Below are 19,304 nucleotides of genomic sequence, written 5' to 3'. Positions count from 1 at the left end.
ATCTCCGCTCTATTTTTCGTCTTCTGCGGCTGGATCTTCTCCAACTATTTTTACTTCTTCTTCAAGCATAACTCCAAACTTTGCATTTACAGTCGCTTTAACTGCAAACATTAAGTCTAGTAATTCCTTAGCTGTTGCATTTCCTCTGTTGATTACAAATCCAGAGTGTTTTTCAGATACCTGTGCATCTCCTATAGAAAGTCCTTTAAGCCCACTATCCTGTATTAATTTTCCTGCAAAGTATCCTTCTGGTCTTTTAAATGTACTACCAGCACTTGCAAAATTAAGTGGCTGTTTTGATGTTCTTCTTTCTTTTAAATCATCCATAGTAGCCTTGATATCGTCGTAGCTACCTTTTTCTAATTCTACTACTGCAGAAAGTGCTATGTAATTCTTTTCTACTATTGCACTTTTTCTATATCCAAAGTTCATTTCTTCATTAGATAGTTCAAATATATTTCCATCTATATCCATAACTTTCACAGTTTTTACTATATCTTTGATTTCTCCACCGTATGCACCAGCATTCATAGCAAGTGCTCCACCAAAACTACCTGGTATACCAGATGCAAACTCAAATCCTTTAAGTTCTGCTTTAAGTGCGGCATTTCCTATTCTAGATAATAGCGCACCTGCCTGTATCTCTATTCTATTTTCATCTATTTTAAAATCGCTGTAGTTATCAGATATCTCAACTACTATTCCTCTTATTCCACCGTCTTTAACTAAAAGGTTTGACCCATTTCCAATTACAAGGTATGGAATATTTTCCTTCTTTATATATAAAAGAATATCTTTAAGATGTTCTTCATTTCTAGGTCTTACTAAAACATCTGCTGGCCCACCTACTCTAAAAGAAGCATGCTTCTTCATAGGCTCATCCATCATTATATTTTCTTTTCCAACTATATTTAAAATATCATTATATACTTTATTTTTATCCAATCTAAACGCCTCCTTGAATTATAAAAATTCTCTATATCAAATATCATCTAATCTTCTATTTTATATTGTTTTGTTATAATATATCGATGAATTTATTATTAAATCGACTTTTTAAAAATTAAATTCTCTAAAATTTTCTATATAAGCTAAAATTAGTGCATTATACACCCAATTATATATTAATATAATAAATTAAATCTCTGAAAATAACAATATCTACGCCAAATAATTTGAACTTTTGAAAGCATCAATTTACAGAAACTCTTTCCTTTTCAAATTTGTGTTTTCTATGAAGTTTTCATTATTTTTATGTTTTCCTATTGAAAAGTTTCATTATTATATGTTTTAATAGTCATAATAGATATGTAGTAGTCATTTATTAAATTACTACATATTTATTTTTAACGGAGAAATATCCGGAATTAAATATATATTTCATTTCAATTTTTAATTTACGAAAACTAAATAATTTTTTTAAGAGAGGAGATTTTTTTTTGGAAAATTTACCATTATCATTGTTTGAGATTATACTTACAACAATATATCTCATAAACTTTATTCTTGTTATTGATCTTATTTTTAGAGGAAAAAGAAATATAGACAATACTCTTACTTGGATAGTTATCCTAGTTCTTGTTCCTCCAGTTGGGTTCATATTATATGCGATGTTTGGTAGAAGTATTGCAAAGAATAATATGTTCAGAGTTAAGGAAAAAGAAGATAAGGTTATAAAGAATAAAATATTAGAATCTTATGTAGAAATCGAGTCTAATTTAGACCCATACTTAGATGAAAATAAGGATATTATCTACACACTAGCAAATTCAAACAATGCCCACTTTACTGCGGACAACGACGTAGATATTTATCCAGAATCTAATATGTTCTTCAACTCGCTTCTTGAAGAGCTAAAAAAAGCTGAAGAATATATAAACATCCAGTTCTATATATTTAAAGACGATAGAATAGGGAAAGAAATCATAGAAATACTTAAAGAAAAAGCTCAGGCTGGTGTAGAAGTTAGACTTCTATACGATGCTGTTGGTGGTAGAAACCTAAGCAAAAAAGCTGTAAAAGAAATGAAAGAAGCTGGTGTTCAGGTTGCTAACTTCTTCCCTTCATTCTTAAATATAATCAACTTCAACATAAACTTTAGAAACCACAGAAAGATAGTTGTTATAGATGGTAAGGTTGGATTTGTTGGAGGATTTAACGTAGGTGATGAATACCTGGGAAGAGATCCAAAATTTGGAGAATGGAGAGATACTCATATCAAACTTACAGGTAGCTGCGTAATCGACTTAAGTATGAGATTTCTTCTTGACTGGAGATACACTACTAAAGAAAACCTTGATTTAGCGAAATACTTCACTAAAAAAAGAGAAAAATCAAACGGAAATGTCGGAATTCAGATTGTTTCAAGTGGTCCCGATATAACAGAATTAGACGAAATAAAATACGGATATATGAAGATGATACAGAAGGCTAGAGATTATGTATATATCCAGAGTCCATACTTAATACTAGACAAAACTTTAATGGAAACACTAAAAGTAGCTTGTCTATCTGGTGTAGACGTAAGAATAATGATACCTTCAAAACCCGACCATCCATTCGTATACTGGGCATCATACTCTTATGCAGGAGAACTTTTAGACTATGGTGCAAAAATATACACTTACGGAGAAGATGCATTCTTACATGCTAAAACAATAGTTTACGATGACTCAGTTGCTTCTATAGGAACTGCAAACATGGATATAAGAAGCTTCGAGCTTAACTTCGAAGTAAATGCATTTATCTACTCAGAAGAAAAAGCAAGAGAACAGAGAATGATATTTGAAAGAGATATCGAAAACTCTAGAGAAATAACAAAAGAAATATACGAAAGCAGATCTACATACATAAAAATCAAAGAATCTATATCTAGATTACTTTCACCAGTTTTATAAAACGGTAAATAAAAAACATCTATTTTAGGCTCCAGGCAGTCAAGCTGCATTGTCGCTACAAATAGATGTTTTTTTATTTCCTAAGTTTTTAAAACTGGTGAATAGTAATCATAGCTCACCGCATTGACTCATCAAAGATTATAAAATAATAAAATAAAGTAATATTTTTATCACCTTTATCCCTATTAACCTACTTATTAGTAGCAAGCTGAAGAATTTACTGAAAAAATTATTTATCAGATCCTTCATCTGCGGTTAATAGTTTTATTGTATAAAGAGGGAGTTATACTGTCTATTTACAGCGACAATGCAACTTGATTGCCTGGAGCGTAAATAGACAGTATCTCCCTCTTTCTCAATATAATCTATCTATCGCTCTGAAGTAGCTGATTTAATTTTTTAGTAAATTCTTCAGCTGCATCATATCCCATTCCACGCTGTCTATAGTTCATAGCAGCAACTTCTAGTATCATAGATGTGTTTCTTCCTGGTTTTACAGGTACAGTCATTTTTTCTATCTGTACACCCATTATATTTTCATACTCTCTATCTAAACCAAGTCTGTCATAGTACTTGTTTTTATCCCATGACTCAAGGTATATTACAAGACCTATGTCGTGGCTAGTTTTTACAGCTCTAACCCCGTAAAGAGTTTTTACATCTAGTATTCCTATACCTCTTATTTCCATGAAATGTCTTAAAAGTTCTGGAGCCTGTCCAATTAATGTGTTTTCGTCTGTTTTTCTTATCTCAACAGCATCATCGGCAACAAGTCTGTGTCCTCTCTGAACTAATTCAAGTGCAGTTTCTGATTTACCAACACTACTTTCGCCTTTGATAAGCACACCGACACCGTATATATCTACTAAAACACCATGTACAGTTTCATACTTAGCCATTCTAGTTTCAAGGTAGTTTGATAATTTATTTATCAATCTTGTAGTATTTCTATTCGATTTTAATACTATTATATCGTGTTTTTCTGCTATTTCTAAGAAATCTGGTTTTACCTCCATATCTCTTGAAATTATTACCGCTGGAATATCGTAAGAAAATAGTTTTTCAAGTCTTTCTTTTCTAGTTTCATCGTCTATTGTTGCAAAATATGCGTACTCACTCTTACCTATTATCTGAATTCTTTCTGATGTAAAGTATTCAAAAAATCCAGCATACTGTAACCCTGGTCTGTTAAGCTCTGGTGTAGTTACAAAATGATCTTTTCCATCATCTGGAAAATTTATAACTTCTAAATCTAATGCGTTTATTACATCCAATATGTTTACCTTATTTTCCATAGTTTTCTCCTTTTTTAATATCTATATCGTTTTATAGTCCTTGCTCTTTTTCTCTAAAGAAATCATATACTTTTTCAGCGACTGTAGAGTTCATAGTTTCTGTGTCTTCAAGCTCTTCTAGTGTCGCATTTTTTATACCTTCTAAAGTCTTGAATTTTGCAAGTAGAGCTTTTTTTCTCTTATCTCCAACTCCTGGGATATTGTCTAACTCTGATTTTGTAAGTTTTTTATCCCTAAGACTTCTGTGGTATGTTATCGCATAATTATGAACCTCTTCCTGAATTCCAGCTACAAATCTGTATAGGTTGCTAGTTTTTGATAATTCAATTTCTCTAGTTTCATTTATCAGCCCTTTGGTTCTGTGCTTATCATCTTTGTACATTCCCCAAAGAGGTATATCAATTCCGTATCTGTCAAATACTTTTCTGACAGCACCAACCTGACCTTTACCTCCATCCAGAAGAATTAAGTCTGGCAGATTTCCATGTTTTATCCTTCTTTCTAGGATTTCAGCCATAGAGTCGTAGTCATTTGGCCCTATTACAGTCTTGATTTTATATCTTCTGTACTCTTTTTTATCTTTCTTACCATTTGTGTAAACTACCATAGATCCAATTGAGTCTACACCCTGTATATTAGAAATATCAAAAGACTCTATTCTTATAGGTAGTTCTTCCAATTCTAGTAAATTCTTTAATTCCTCAAGCGCACCTATACTCTTTTCATACTTTCTCTTATTCATATCCGAGAATTTTTCTAAGTACTCAAGTGCATTTTTTCTAACCATTTCAACTAGGCTCTTTTTCTCGCCCTTCTGAGGAACTCTTATGACAACTTTTTGTCCTTTCTTAGCAGTAAGTATGTCCTCTAATATTCCCTGATCTTCTATTTCATCCTCGATAATTATCTCTTTTGGAATATACTCTTGCTCCATATAGAACTGCTTAGCAAATGATCCAAGTATTGATTCTCTGCTGCTATCCATAACTCCTTCTAATATGAAGTGCTCTCTTCCTACAATTTTCCCATTTCTTACAAAGAAAATCTGAACACAAGCCTCGTTATTTGCCCTAGCCATAGCGATAATATCTTGATTTAAGTCTAGTGTATTTGTGTCTATCTTCTGCTTTTGAACCATTTCTTCTAAACTTTTTATCTTATCTCTGTAAACTGCAGCTTCTTCAAATCTAAAGTCAGCTGCACATTTTTGCATTTTTTCAGTAAGAATTTCTACAAGCTTCTCTTCCTTTCCAGAAAGACACATAATAACCTCATCTATCATCTGTCTGTACTCTTCCTTTGAAACTTTGCCAGTACAAGGCCCCATACATTTCTTTATATGATAGTTTAAACATGGTCTCATTTTATTCTTTATAGCTCTGTCTATATCTATTTTACATGTTCTTATAGGATATGTATCCCTGATTACCTCAAGTGTGTCGTTTACAGCAGTTATATTTGTATACGGTCCAAAGTATTTCGCCTTATCCTTAGCTACTTTTCTAACTTTTATCACTCTAGGAAAATCCTCATTTGTAGTAACTTTTATATAAGGATATGTCTTATCATCTCTAAGTAGTACATTGTACTTTGGTTTATATCTTTTTATCAAGTTACACTCTAGTATCAGTGCCTCTGTTTCAGAGTCGGTTATTATATATTCAAAACTTCTGATATTTTTTACCATTGATTTTACTTTTGATGAATGATTTTTAGACGATTGGAAATACTGTCTAACTCTGTTTTTAAGTACGACAGCTTTTCCAACGTATATTACATTATCAAAAGCATCTTTCATTATATAAACTCCAGGTTGTTCTGGAAGTTGTTTTAAATGTTCCTGTATATCAAACAAATTCTGTCCTCCTATTTAGTCTTCTTGTTACTTCTATATTTATAAGCAATCCAATAATCAACCACCCTAGATAAACACTCTACAAGTATCTGTCTATCTAAGTAGTTTTCTTCTATTGAATATTCTACTTCTTCATCTGTGTGAACCTCAGCATTTCCAAATGCCCTAATTATATGCATATACGCAGTAATTCTTGGAGATGCAAGTTCTGTCTTTCTCATATACTCAATTCTCTGGAATAGGTTTCTGTTTCCAGCCTTATCCCCACCGATATCGTATATGATAAACTCTAACATTTTTCTAGCCAACACGCAGAACTCGAACTGTCTAAGTTCTCTGCTCTCAATTCTTGCTTCAAACTCAATTAGAACATCACTTCTATCTCTTTTCTTGAATTTTCCAGAAGTAACCTGCTCTCTGTAGTATTTCATCTTAGACCACATATCGCAAAGAATTTCGTCGCATTGCTCATCACTAAACACATTTTCCTGATCTACATCAGTTCTGTTTAGGATTTCATTCATTTTCCGGTCAAATTTCATAACCCTTTCTCTATCGTTATCGACTATGTATATCCCGTCTAGGTTATATGTCTTTTCCATAGCAAATCTACTCTGCTCTACAAGTATGCTGAGAATTTCATCGTCTGGTAGATTTTTTAAACAAGAACCCATAACAGGCATTGCAATATTTTCTATATTTATACCAATACCATCTGCAAGATTTATCACCGCAAATAGATTTCTTATTCTCTCTGCAAAACATTCAGCAGTTATTGTTCTATCATCTAATTCTATACAGGCAATTCTTTTAAATCCTACCTTTTCAACGTCAAATTCCTTAGACATCCAAACTCCAAGTGACTTATTTAAATCTAAAGCTGCCTCTTCTTGTATTTCTTTCATAGACATTCCGTATTTTTCCATGAAGCTTTTTTCAAATGCCTTCTGTGTAGATCCCTCATGGTATTTATATGATGCAAGGACTAATAGGTCTATTGGGTAGTAAAATTCTGTAAGGTCTGCATAATGTAGCTCGATAAATTTTATACCCGAAACTGTCCCAAATTCATTTCTGTTTAAATATACTTTTGTGTGCTTATTCATAGAAAAACCACCGCCTTCAAAAAAAGCCTGAAAAAATATTTTTCAGGCTGTTTAATTTCTTTATTTAATTATACTTTAAAAACAAATTATTTTCATTACTAATTCTCTCTCAATCTTTCAACAATTGTTGCTTTAGATACAAATTTGTAAATTACTAGTGGTAATACTATCCCTAATAGGATAAACATAGGCATAACTATTAAAATTGATGTTATTGTAAATTTGTAAGTAAAGAACCAAAACATATTTTCTATAGTTTTTCCAATAAATGGATTTAATACTATTGATAGACCTAGAGAAAGAACTCCAACTCCTAAAGCGTAGTATAAACCTTCGTATACTAGCATAGTTTTTAGCTGTTTTCCTGTCATACCAACAGATTGTAGCATTGCAAATTCTCTTTTTCTAGTAATTATACTTGTAAGAATTGCATTGAAGAAGTTAAGTATTCCTATTAATCCTACTATAAAGCTTAGTGCTCCACCCATTAATAAGAACATAGAGCGCATACTTTCAAATTCTGATACATATTTTTCCTTGCTTTCATAGTCGTATTCTTGATTTTGTTTTGTTGTGTAATCTTTAAGGAAAGTTTCCATGTTTGAATTTGATTTCTTTGTAGTGTTGAATGCATATAGCATTATAGAGTCTGTTCCAGAGTCTTGTATAAAAGTCTTATCATTTAATATAAACTCATCATGTCCATAATAACGATAAGATAATGCAGTTGGCACAGTTACTATTGCCGATACTGTATATTCAACATCTTTATATTTTTTAGCCCTAGCGCTCCATAAAGGAACTTGTTCAAGATTAGTTCCATCTGGATATACTTCACCTGTTTCTGGATTATAGTATTCAAACTCATCTACATATCTAAGTGTAACTTTATCTCCTATTTTTGCCCACCGAGAGTCTTTTCTTAGTTTACCGTAATCATCTTCAACATATACAGCTGCAATATTTCTACTTCCTGGTTCATATACTTTTGAAAGATCTCCTTCCCAAACTTTTAAGTTGTCTAGTGCAAATTTTTCCATTCCGTAAATTTGTACATCGTCTGCAATACGTCCATCTTTTGTTTTTTCTTCTAATTTTATATTATTATCTATCTCTTCTTTTGACATATACTGATTGTAATTATTTCTATAGGCTTTTTCTGTTATTAATTCTTGTATATGTGAAGTCTTTCCGTATACTTTACAACTATCCGTTATTCCACTTTGCTTAGATATCTCATCTATAACAGATGGCGATACTTCCTCTTCATCACTAAATGAATTATCTCCACTAAAATATGAAGCATTTGCCACAACAAAGTCTGTAGATACAAAATTGGATACGTATTTATCCATATCAAAACCTTTTGTAACTACAACTGTGAAGTTTAATAAAACAACTGCCAATGATAAAGATATCACAGTTATGATAGTTTTTCCTTTACTACGACCTAAATTTTCCTTTGCCATTACCCAAAGAGATACTTTTTTAGATGTTTTTTTAGAGTTCTTTTTGATATTACTTCCTTCTGTGTATCTAACTGCTTCTATTGGAGAAACTTTTGATGCTATTCTGCTAGGTCTAATACAAGAAATCCATACTGTAAATAGAGTAAACACAACAGCAAAAATAAATATACCTGGGCTGATAGAAACTACGCTTACAAGTCCATCAAACTGCTTCATTACAGCTGCGGTTAAAACTTTTCCTACTATCCAACCAAAAAGTAATCCAAATGGTATTCCTATTAGGCTAAGAAGCATAGCCTGTTGACGAATAATTTTTTTAAGCTGGCGAGGGGTTGTACCTATTGTTTTTAATAATCCATAAAATCTAATATCATTTGCAACAGAAATTTGGAATACATTGTATATTATTAAATATCCTGTAAAAATAATAAGTAGTAATACAAGTACAATGGCAATCACTAGTGAGTAATCCATACTTTCTGACATCTGTGCTCCACTATACCCCCAGTTAATACCAGTTGAAATATATGTACCATCATTTGAATTATTTTCTTCTTGGTATCCATGATTTTCAAGTACTGTTTCCACGTTTTTAGATATATTTCTAGAATTTTTAAACATTACATCCATATTCCAACTTCCAGTCATAGTATCACCAGTTTTTCCTGGGATGACATTCAATTCTTTGAATATAGACTCTGCTCTACTTTCTGGAATTAATACATGATTTGCTACAATTGCTTCATCATATTCCCAATATCCACTAAGTGTAAAAGTTTGTGTTGTTTCTTTTCCATCTACATCAAATGTTATTGTGAATTTTTCACCTATTTTAGGCTTTACTCCTAATAGTTTAAGTACTTTTGTATCTGTTGCTGCTTCGTTTGTTCCCTCTTTAGGTAATCTTCCTTCTACAGGGTCACAATACATAAAGTGAGCTTGATTTTTATCAGAGTATCCAATTTCTACATGACTTTTATTAAAAGGCACTTTTGAGGGCATTCCTACAAAGCGTCTTTTTCCATATTGTTGTATTAATGGATCATCTTTTATATTTTCAAATTGTTCTTCTGTCATATACTTAAAAGTAGCATGACTCCAACCACCACATTGGCGGAAATTTGATTCCTGTATTCCTTCATTTATAGAAAATGCAATTGTAAATATTGATGTGAACAGTAATGTAGTCAATGCAATCGCAAAAACAGCAATTAAATTTCTAGTTTTTCCAGCTTTAAATTGCTTGATACTCAAATTACGAATACATTTTTTATTTTTAACTTTCATAACTGCCACCCCCCTAATGCTCTACAATTTTACCGTCTTCAATACGAATTATACGGTCTGCTAACTGAGCAATTTCTTCATTGTGGGTAATCATTACTATTGTTTGTGCATATTTTTGACTAGTTACTTTTAATAATCCCAATACATCTTGACTTGTTTTTGAGTCAAGGTTTCCTGTTGGCTCATCGGCAAGTATTATAGCTGGTTTTGAGGCTAGTGCCCTTGCAATTGCTACACGTTGTTGCTGACCACCTGATAAGTTATTTGGAAGGTTATCCAATTTACTTTCTATTCCCAGTGTTTCAATTATACTTTTGATATAATCTGCATCTGGCTCTTTCCCATCAAGTTGGATTGGAAGTACAATATTTTCATATACGTTTAAAACAGGAACTAGGTTATAATTTTGGAATACAAATCCAATTTTTCTACGTCTGAAAATAGTTAGCTCCTCATCTTTTAAAGAGAAAATATTTCTATTGTCTACTGCTACATTTCCTGATGTAGGTCTATCTAGCCCACCTAGTATATGTAATAATGTTGATTTCCCAGATCCTGATGTTCCAACAATAGCAACAAATTCTCCTTTTTCTACTGAAAAATTAACTCCATCTAGTGCATGGACTTCATTCTCACCTGAGCCATAAATCTTTATTAAATTCTCTGCTTGTAAAATTTTCATATCTCACACCTCCACAACATAAATTTTCTTAGAGTTATATGTAGAAATTTATTATTCTAATTCCAAAATTTATGTTTCTAAAAAAAATCTGTATATAAAAGATGTTCCTTCATCTCTATATACAGATTATCTCATACAAATCTTTCCACATTCTTTCTAGAAATATATCAAATCTAACAGTTTTGTTAGATTTCATCTATCTCGGAATATATACAGAAAATGTAGACCCTACTCCAAGTTCTGATGTTAGTTTTATATATCCACCCTCACTAGAGATAATTTCTCTTGTTAGGTAAAGTCCTATTCCCACGCCTTCATCGTTGTGTACTGATTGAGAGCGATAAAAACGTGAAAATACTTCTGCTTGCTCGGACTCAGATATCCCAATTCCTGTGTCTGATATGTCAATTCTTGTAAAAATTTCGTACTCATGTACTTTAATATTTATTTCCCCGCTATTTGTATATTTTATTGCATTATCTACAATATTTCCTAGTGCTTCTGTAGTCCACTTTCTGTCAAAAGTAGCTTTTGATGTCGTCTTTTCAATATTTAATTCTAGATTTTTACCTATTGCTTTAGATATATACTGTTCGTATATATCTTGTAACATAGGTTGAATTTCTTCTTTTATTGGCGATAAGTTTAAAATTCCATTTTCCAATCTTGAAAGTTTTACAAGAGATTTTATTAAGAATTCTAGTTTTTCAGCTTGTTGTTTAATTGCTTCAACATTAGAGCGCATATCTTCAGATAAATCTCCTTCTTCTATTAGTTCGCTGTACAAAATAAGATTTGAAATCGGAGTCTTGGTCTGATGTGATATATCAGAAATCAGAGTTTTTATCTTTTCTTTTTCCTTCATAATATTTTTAGATGAGGTGCTTGATGAGGATAGATAATTAGAGAACTTTGTTTCTAATGCGGACAATCTACTTTCGTCGAATTTTGTTTCTGAGTATTCACCATCAGCTGCAGAGTCTATCATTTTTTCAAGTGTATCCATAGTTCTTTTAGTGCGTACATGATTTTTTAAAACAACAATAAAAGCTACAATTATACTAATCGACGCAAATACTACAATAAATTTACTCATCTTTATTCACCCAACTGTACCCTATTCCATAGACTGTCTTGATATAATCCTGTGCACCAAGTTTGTCACGAAGTCTTTTTATACTTACAGAAAGTGCATTTTCATCTACATATTTTGCTCCATCAGTCCATATGTAATCTATCAACATATTACGACTCACAGTTCCACCTCGATGCTCTACTAATATTTTTAATAACTTTTGCTCTGTTTTGCTGAGTTCTACATTTTCTCCACTAGCTAAAAATACCATTTTATCAAAATTAAATTCAAAGTGATCTATTTTAAAAATCCTTTCATTTTTTCCATTTTCATTTTTTAGATTAGCAGCGTTTTTTCTAAGTTGTGTATTTACCCTAGCTCTTAAAACCGCTAGAGAAAATGGCTTTGTTATGTAATCATCAGCACCTTGTTCAAGTCCTTCAACAATATCCATATCTGTATCATTTGCTGTAAGTAAAATCACAGGTCTAATTGAATCATCTTCTTTTAATTCTTTTAGAAAGTCTAATCCATTTCCATCTGGCAAATTTATATCCAATAATATCAATGATACGTCGTCAATTTCTAGTTGTTCTCTTGCACTTTTTAAATCCATACAAGATATAATTTTTCTATTTTCTGATTTTAAGGCTTTGCATAATCCTTGATTGAGCCTTAAATCATCTTCTACAATTAAAATTTGTTCCATTTTTTTCTCCATTTTTAGTAGTATTCTTCTTATATTTTTATATTATAATTATACCTCAGACAAATTTGTTGTAAAGAAAAAGAGACTGTTGCGTATCTTGCAGCAGTCCCTTTTATGTTTAATCATTTATAAATTTTCTAATTAAAAAACTTGAATTCTTTTTCTTGTCTTTATTTAAAATATCTTTTTAGGAATTGTCCTGTGTAACTTTCTTCTACTTTAGATACTTCTTCTGGTGTTCCTGTGGCAACTATTGTTCCACCGCCGTCTCCACCTTCTGGACCTAAGTCGATTATATGGTCACAAGTTTTTATTACGTCTAAGTTGTGCTCTATTACAACTATTGTATTTCCTGTGTCCGCAAGTCTCTGAAGTACGTCGATTAGTTTGTCTACATCTGCCATGTGAAGTCCAGTTGTCGGTTCATCTAATATGTACAGTGTTTTTCCTGTTGGACGTTTGCTAAGTTCGGCTGCTAGTTTAATTCTCTGAGCCTCCCCACCAGAAAGCTGTGTAGATGGCTGTCCTAGTTTGATGTATGATAGGCCGACATCCATTAGAGTTTCTAGTTTTCTTCTTATATTTGGTATGTTTTCAAAGAATTCTAGTGCTTCTTCTACGTTCATATCTAGTACATCAGATATTGTTTTGTCTTTGTATTTTACCTGTAGAGTTTCTCTATTGTATCTTTCCCCTTTACATACTTCACAAGGAACATACACATCTGGAAGGAAGTGCATTTCTATTTTGATAATTCCATCTCCCTTACACGCCTCACATCTTCCACCTTTTACATTGAAACTAAATCTACCTTTCTGGTATCCTCTTGCTTTTGCTTCATTAGTCGATGCAAATAAATCTCTTATATGGTCAAATACTCCTGTATAAGTAGCAGGATTTGAACGAGGTGTTCTTCCTATTGGACTCTGGTCTATGTTTATTATTTTGTCTATGTTTTCAATTCCAGTTATTTCTTTGTGTTTACCTGGTCTTATTCTCGCTCTATTTACTTTACTTGCAACACCTTTGTAAAGTATTTCGTTTACTAGTGTACTTTTTCCTGATCCAGATACTCCAGTTACACAGATAAATTTACCAAGTGGGAATTTTACGTTTATATTCTTTAAGTTGTTTTCTGATGCTTTTTTGATTTCAATGAAGTTTCCATTTCCTTCTCTTAAAGTTTCTGGAATTGCTATCTGTTTTTCTCCACTTAGATATTTTCCTGTAATAGAGTTTGGATTGTTTATTATCTCTTCTGCAGTTCCCTCTGCTACTATTTCTCCACCATGAATTCCAGCTCCAGGACCAATGTCTACTATGTAGTCCGCAGCTCTCATTGTATCTTCATCGTGTTCAACAACTATAAGTGTGTTTCCTAAGTCTGTTAGGTTTCTTAGAGTTCCTATTAGCTTGTCGTTATCTCTCTGATGAAGTCCTATACTAGGTTCGTCCAGTACATAAAGTACTCCTACAAGTGCAGAACCTATCTGAGTTGCAAGTCTTATACGCTGTGCTTCTCCACCAGAAAGTGTTCCAGCTTTTCTCGATAGGTTTAGATAGTCAAGACCTACATCTCTAAGGAATGATGCTCTAGCTTTTATTTCTTTTATTATCTCAGTAGCTATCATTTTCTGTTTTTCTGAGAATGTGTCGTTTAATCCATCTATAAATTCTATTAATTCATTTATAGATAAGTCTGTTACTTCTATTATGTTTTTTCCACCAACAAGTACAGATAGAACCTCATTTTTAAGTCTTCTTCCTTTACATACAGGGCAAGGACTTTCCGCCATAAACTCTTCTAGTTTATCTCTCATGTACTCTGATTTTGTTTCTTGGTATCTTCTTGATATATTTGTTACAACACCTTCAAAATGTGCTCTGTATTTTTTTCTTCCACTAAATTTTGAGTCGAATTCAAATTCAACTATTGTGCTGTCTACTCCATTTCCATATAGTAGCTCTTGTACAAAATCTTCAGGTAGTTCTTTGAATGGAACATCTATGTCTACACCATATTTGTCGGCCAAGCTTTTCATCATCATGCTGTAGTATGTTTCATCGTTTGTAGCTGCTGCTCCCCAAGCTGCAATAGCACCCTGTTTTATAGTTAAGTCCTTATTTGGAACTACTAAGTCTGGGTCAACTTCTTTACTTTCTCCAAGTCCTTTACAAACTTCACATGCACCAAATGGAGCATTGAATGAGAACATTCTTGGAGATAATTCTTCTATACCTATTCCATGGTCTGGGCATGCAAATTTTGTAGAGAACATTACTTCTTCTCCGTCTATCACCTGAGCAATTACAAGTCCGTCAGATAATTTTAGTGCAGTTTCAAGGGAGTCTCCAAGTCTGCTTTCTAGCCCTGGTTTGACTATTATTCTGTCTACTACAACTTCTATATCGTGCTTTTTATTTTTTTCGATTTCTATTTCATCGTTTATATCGTAGTTTTCTCCATCTACCCTTATTCTGACAAATCCTTCTTTTCTTATGTTGTCTATTAGTTTTTTGTGAGTTCCTTTTTTTCCTCTAACTATAGGTGATAGTATCTGGATTTTTGTTCTTTCTGGAAATTCTAATATTTTATCTGTTATTTCCTGAACTGTCATCCGGCTTATTTTCTTTCCACAAACTGCACAGTGAGCCTCACCTGCATTTGCGAATAATAGTCTTAGGTAGTCGTATATTTCTGTTACTGTACCTACAGTTGAACGAGGGTTTTTTGATGTTGTTTTCTGGTCTATTGATATAGCTGGAGATAGTCCTTCTATATACTCAACGTTAGGTTTTTCCATCTGTCCTAAGAACTGTCTTGCATATGATGAAAGACTTTCTACATATCTTCTCTGGCCTTCTGCATAAATTGTGTCGAATGCTAGAGATGATTTTCCAGATCCAGAAAGTCCTGTAAATACTATGAATTTATTTCTAGGAAGCGTTAAGTCTACACCTTTTAAGTTGTTTTCTCTAGCTCCTCTTATTACAATGTTTCTTTCTTGCATAGCTACTCCTTTCTTTCGCTTTTATTTATTTGAATTTACTTGCTTAGATTTTATCTATTTTCTATTTTTCTTTTTTAGCAATTTTTTCTTCTAATTCTTTTAGTTTATCTCTTAATTCCGCAGCTCTTTCAAACTGAAGATTTTTAGCAGCTTCCATCATTTCTTCTGTTAGCTTAGCAACATTTGCTTTTAGTTCGTCGATATCATCAGTTTCTTTAATTCCATATACGACCTCTTCTTCGGCAGCCTGAGTAGCTTCGATTGCAGCTCGTATATCTTTTTTAACTGTTTTTGGAATAATTCCATGCTCTTTGTTGTACGCATCCTGAATTTCTCTTCTTCTTTTAGTTTCATCTATTGCATTTCTCATAGAGTCAGTTATCTTGTCTGCATACATTATTACTCGTCCATGTTCATTTCTGGCAGCACGACCTATTGTCTGTATTAGAGAAGTTTCAGAACGTAAAAATCCTTCTTTATCTGCATCTAATATTGCTATTAGAGATACCTCAGGGATATCCAACCCTTCTCTCAGTAGGTTAATTCCTATAAGTACGTCGAATTTACCCATTCTTAAATCCCTTATGATTTCTGTTCTTTCAAGTGTTGCTATGTCTGAGTGTAGGTATTTTACTTTTATTCCAATTTCTTTTAGGTAGTCTGTTAAGTCCTCACTCATTTTTTTAGTTAGTGTAGTTACTAGTACTCTTTCTCCTTTTTCGATTACAGAATAGATTTCATGTACTAGGTTATCTATCTGGTTTTCGATAGGTCTTACGTCTATTTCAGGGTCTAGTAGTCCTGTAGGTCTTATTATCTGTTCAGCAAATGTTGTACTGTGCTGAATTTCGTAAGGTCCTGGTGTAGCTGTTGTAAATACTATCTGGTTTATGTTTTCTTCAAATTCTTCAAAGTTTAAAGGTCTGTTGTCGTACGCTGATGGAAGTCTAAATCCATTGTCTATTAGCGATCCTTTTCTTGAGCGGTCACCTGCATACATCCCCCTTACCTGAGGAATTGTAACATGCGATTCGTCTACTATCATTAGGAAGTCTTCTGGGAAGAAGTCCATAAGTGTGTACGGTTTTTCTCCTTCTCCTCTTCCTGTTAAGTGTCTTGAATAGTTTTCTATTCCCTGACAGAACCCTATTTCTTTTAGCATTTCTATGTCGTAGTTTGTTCTTTGCTCAATTCTCTGTGCTTCAAGCAACATATCCCTTTCTTTGAAATATTGAATTCTTTCTTCTAATTCCGCCTCTATTCTTTTTATCGCTTCTTCAATTCTTTCTGGAGTTGTTACATAATGAGATGCCGGGAATATTGCAACATGGCTTCTTGTTCCGACTATTTTCCCAGTTATGTAGTCTATTTCAGTTATTCTGTCTATTTCATCTCCAAAGAATTCTACTCTTATCGCTTTTTCATCGTCTCCTGCTGGGAATATTTCTAGTACATCCCCTCTAACTCTGAACGTTCCTCGAGTGAAGTTTATGTCATTTCTTTCATACTGTATTTCTATTAATCTTTTTATTACATCATCTCTGTCTTTTTCATCACCTGGTCTAAGTGAAAGCATCATTTCTTTGTAGTCTTTTGGATCCCCTAAACCGTATATGCAAGATACAGATGATATTATTATTACATCTCTTCTTTCTAATAATGCAGCAGTTGCAGAGTGTCTAAGTTTGTCTATTTCGTCGTTTATACTTGCATCTTTTTCTATATATGTGTCACTGCTCGCTACATAGGCTTCTGGCTGGTAGTAATCGTAGTATGATACGAAATATTCTACCGCATTTTCAGGGAAGAATTCTTTAAATTCCCCGTAAAGCTGTGCAGCAAGTGTTTTGTTGTGAGCTAGTATAAGTGTTGGTTTGTTTACATTTTCTATTATATTTGCCATAGTGAATGTTTTTCCCGAACCAGTTACTCCAAGTAGTGTCGAGAATTTTTCGTTTCTTTTTATGGCATCTGATATCGTCTTTATGGCTTCAGGCTGGTCACCTGTTGGCTTGAATTTTGAATGTATTTTAAATTTATCCATAATCTAAACACCTGTCCTTTTCAGATATTTCCGTCTTTGTCAAAACTAGTATATCATAAATAAAATTTATTTCATAGAATTTCGCGAATATACGTTCGTTAAAATTAGAGCTAATAGGATTATTCCCCATTAGCTCTAGTTTTATTCGTAATTTATTTTTACTATTAATTTTTTATTGTTTTGTTATTGTTTTCTTTTTCCTGTAATAGTCTGCTCTATTATGCTCTCCATAGCTTCTTGAGTAAGTCCACCTTGAACATATCCAAATACATTTCCTTCTTTGTCTATCATAAATGTAGTTGGAAGCGATGATATTCTATACGCACCAAATGTGTAACCTCCATCATCCATTAATACAGGATATGTGTATCCATTTTCTTCTAAGAATGCTTTTATTCCGTCGATGTCTTTTTCATCCTGTGTGTTTGGAGCTGCAACAGATAGCACAACTACCTCTGATTTTTCTCCCTGTTTTTCGTATTTTTCATAAATTTTTTGTATGTCAGGCATTTCCATTTTACAAGGAGGACACCATGTTGCCCAGAAGTTTAAAAATACAACCTTTCCTTTATAATCTGATAGTTTGTGTGTTTTCCCGTATTGATCCTTTAATTCAAAGTCTATTGCAGGAGTTTTATTTTCTTCTGATTTATTTGACGATGCAGTACCATTTGACTTGTCGTTTTCTTCACTGTCTGAATTAGTTGCATCTTTTCCTGTAGAGTATTCTGTAGAGCTACTAGAATTATTTGTATTATTTGGCATATATGATAATTTTCCACTAAAAACAAATAACCCCATTACTATCATAAGAAAGGCTCCTATTTTAACAGTATATTTCACTATATTTTTATATTTTTTTATTAAATTCATAAGTTGTGTAGTGAAAATTCCTAATAATAGGAATGGTATTATAAACCCTGCACTATAAACACCTATCAACATAAATCCTTTAATCCGAGTTTCAGCGCTTCCAGCCATTATTAAGACACTTGTAAGTACTGGACCTATGCATGGTGTCCACGCAAAACTAAATGTAAATCCAAAGATTATAGCAGTTATCGGTGATAATGCTATTTTATCCATTTTAAAAGGAAGTTTGTGTTCACTTTCTAATAAATTAGATCTTTTGAATATTCCAAGCTGATAAAGCCCAAATAATATCATTATTACTCCACCAATTTTCGATATTATTCCTCCGTATTCAGCAAAGAATTCTTTAAGCGCAGATACTCCTAGCCCCATTATGAAGAATGATAAACTTATCCCCAATGTAAAGAATATTGTGTTTATAATTAGTTTCTTTTTATTATAACTTCCATCCTCTTGATTAATTCCACCTGATAAATATCCTAAATAAAGTGGAATAAGTGGTAGTATACAAGGAGATGTAAAACTTAGTACACCCTGTAAAAATACCGTAATTAGCGGTATACTCATATCTAAATTAAACTGCATAATATTCCTCCTTTGAAATCAATTCTAGATTATATATTTTTATTAGTATCCTACTTTATATTTATTATTCAATTATTAAATATTTTTTATCCTTTTACTTATACCCATTTTTATACACAAAATACCATTTTACTAACAGTTCAAATAATTTATTTTTAATTTACACAAAAAAAGACGGCTACCTATTTTTATTTGGTATACCGTCTTTTCATTGTGTTATTGTAAAATCAAAAAATAAAAAAAGATTACGTGGCTACGTCCTACTCTCCCAGGGGCCTTCGCCCCAAGTACCATCAGCGATAGAGAGCTTAACTTCTGTGTTCGGAATGGGAACAGGTGTATCCTCTCTTCTATAATAACCACATAATCTTTATTTTCAGAGATTGTACTCTGAAAACTACATACATATTAATCAA

General features: G+C 32.5%; 12 protein-coding genes and 1 rRNA gene. 1 reads left to right on the top strand and 12 read right to left on the bottom strand.

The window, feature by feature from the left end:
* Window positions 1-9: 9 nt before the first annotated feature.
* Entirely contained in the window at window positions 10-945 is a 936-nt protein-coding gene (murB, locus tag KGNDJEFE_RS02245; RefSeq protein WP_006439583.1) for a UDP-N-acetylmuramate dehydrogenase, read from the bottom strand.
* Between the two features lie 494 nt (window positions 946-1,439).
* On the opposite strand from murB, the gene cls reads away from it, so the two are divergent.
* Window positions 1,440-2,897 (top strand): cardiolipin synthase, encoded by a 1,458-nt coding sequence (cls, locus tag KGNDJEFE_RS02240; protein WP_006439582.1) that lies wholly within the window; start codon window positions 1,440-1,442, stop codon window positions 2,895-2,897.
* Window positions 2,898-3,262: 365 nt separating this feature from the next.
* Here the strand turns inward: cls and hprK are convergent, their stop codons facing one another.
* The 11 genes from hprK to rrf form a co-directional block, all read right to left on the bottom strand.
* Window positions 3,263-4,192 (bottom strand): HPr(Ser) kinase/phosphatase, encoded by a 930-nt coding sequence (hprK, locus tag KGNDJEFE_RS02235; protein ID WP_006439581.1) that lies wholly within the window; start codon window positions 4,190-4,192, stop codon window positions 3,263-3,265.
* A gap of 31 nt (window positions 4,193-4,223) precedes the next feature.
* On the bottom strand, window positions 4,224-6,047 hold the full coding sequence (uvrC, locus tag KGNDJEFE_RS02230; RefSeq protein WP_006439580.1) for an excinuclease ABC subunit UvrC: 1,824 nt from the start codon (window positions 6,045-6,047) through the stop codon (window positions 4,224-4,226).
* Window positions 6,048-6,058: 11 nt separating this feature from the next.
* The gene (locus KGNDJEFE_RS02225) at window positions 6,059-7,153 is read right to left on the bottom strand and encodes a DUF4145 domain-containing protein (RefSeq protein ID WP_006439579.1); all 1,095 of its coding nucleotides are present in this window, start codon (window positions 7,151-7,153) and stop codon (window positions 6,059-6,061) included.
* Between the two features lie 98 nt (window positions 7,154-7,251).
* Window positions 7,252-9,909 (bottom strand): ABC transporter permease, encoded by a 2,658-nt coding sequence (locus KGNDJEFE_RS02220; RefSeq protein ID WP_040410340.1) that lies wholly within the window; start codon window positions 9,907-9,909, stop codon window positions 7,252-7,254.
* 13 nt (window positions 9,910-9,922) lie between these two features.
* The gene (locus tag KGNDJEFE_RS02215) at window positions 9,923-10,591 is read right to left on the bottom strand and encodes an ABC transporter ATP-binding protein (protein WP_006439577.1); all 669 of its coding nucleotides are present in this window, start codon (window positions 10,589-10,591) and stop codon (window positions 9,923-9,925) included.
* Between the two features lie 196 nt (window positions 10,592-10,787).
* Window positions 10,788-11,687 (bottom strand): sensor histidine kinase, encoded by a 900-nt coding sequence (locus KGNDJEFE_RS02210; protein WP_006439576.1) that lies wholly within the window; start codon window positions 11,685-11,687, stop codon window positions 10,788-10,790.
* Complete coding sequence (locus KGNDJEFE_RS02205) at window positions 11,680-12,375, bottom strand: response regulator transcription factor (RefSeq protein ID WP_040410339.1); 696 nt, start codon at window positions 12,373-12,375, stop codon at window positions 11,680-11,682. The genes KGNDJEFE_RS02210 and KGNDJEFE_RS02205 overlap by 8 nt, the downstream gene beginning before the upstream one ends.
* A gap of 170 nt (window positions 12,376-12,545) precedes the next feature.
* Window positions 12,546-15,386, bottom strand: coding sequence for an excinuclease ABC subunit UvrA (uvrA, locus tag KGNDJEFE_RS02200; RefSeq protein ID WP_006439574.1), 2,841 nt, complete (start codon window positions 15,384-15,386; stop codon window positions 12,546-12,548).
* A 61-nt stretch (window positions 15,387-15,447) separates the two neighbouring features.
* The gene (uvrB, locus tag KGNDJEFE_RS02195; RefSeq protein WP_006439573.1) at window positions 15,448-17,430 is read right to left on the bottom strand and encodes an excinuclease ABC subunit UvrB; all 1,983 of its coding nucleotides are present in this window, start codon (window positions 17,428-17,430) and stop codon (window positions 15,448-15,450) included.
* A gap of 183 nt (window positions 17,431-17,613) precedes the next feature.
* A complete protein-coding gene (locus KGNDJEFE_RS02190; protein ID WP_006439572.1) occupies window positions 17,614-18,888 on the bottom strand; it encodes a redoxin domain-containing protein in 1,275 nt (424 codons plus the stop codon).
* Between the two features lie 247 nt (window positions 18,889-19,135).
* Window positions 19,136-19,252 (bottom strand): 5S ribosomal RNA (rrf, locus tag KGNDJEFE_RS02185).
* Between the last annotated feature and the right edge of the window lie 52 nt (window positions 19,253-19,304).

It is taken from the genome of Peptacetobacter hiranonis, assembly GCF_008151785.1.
GTDB classification, from domain to species: Bacteria; Bacillota; Clostridia; order Peptostreptococcales; family Peptostreptococcaceae; genus Peptacetobacter; species Peptacetobacter hiranonis.
This window is presented reverse-complemented; position numbering and strand designations above follow the sequence as displayed.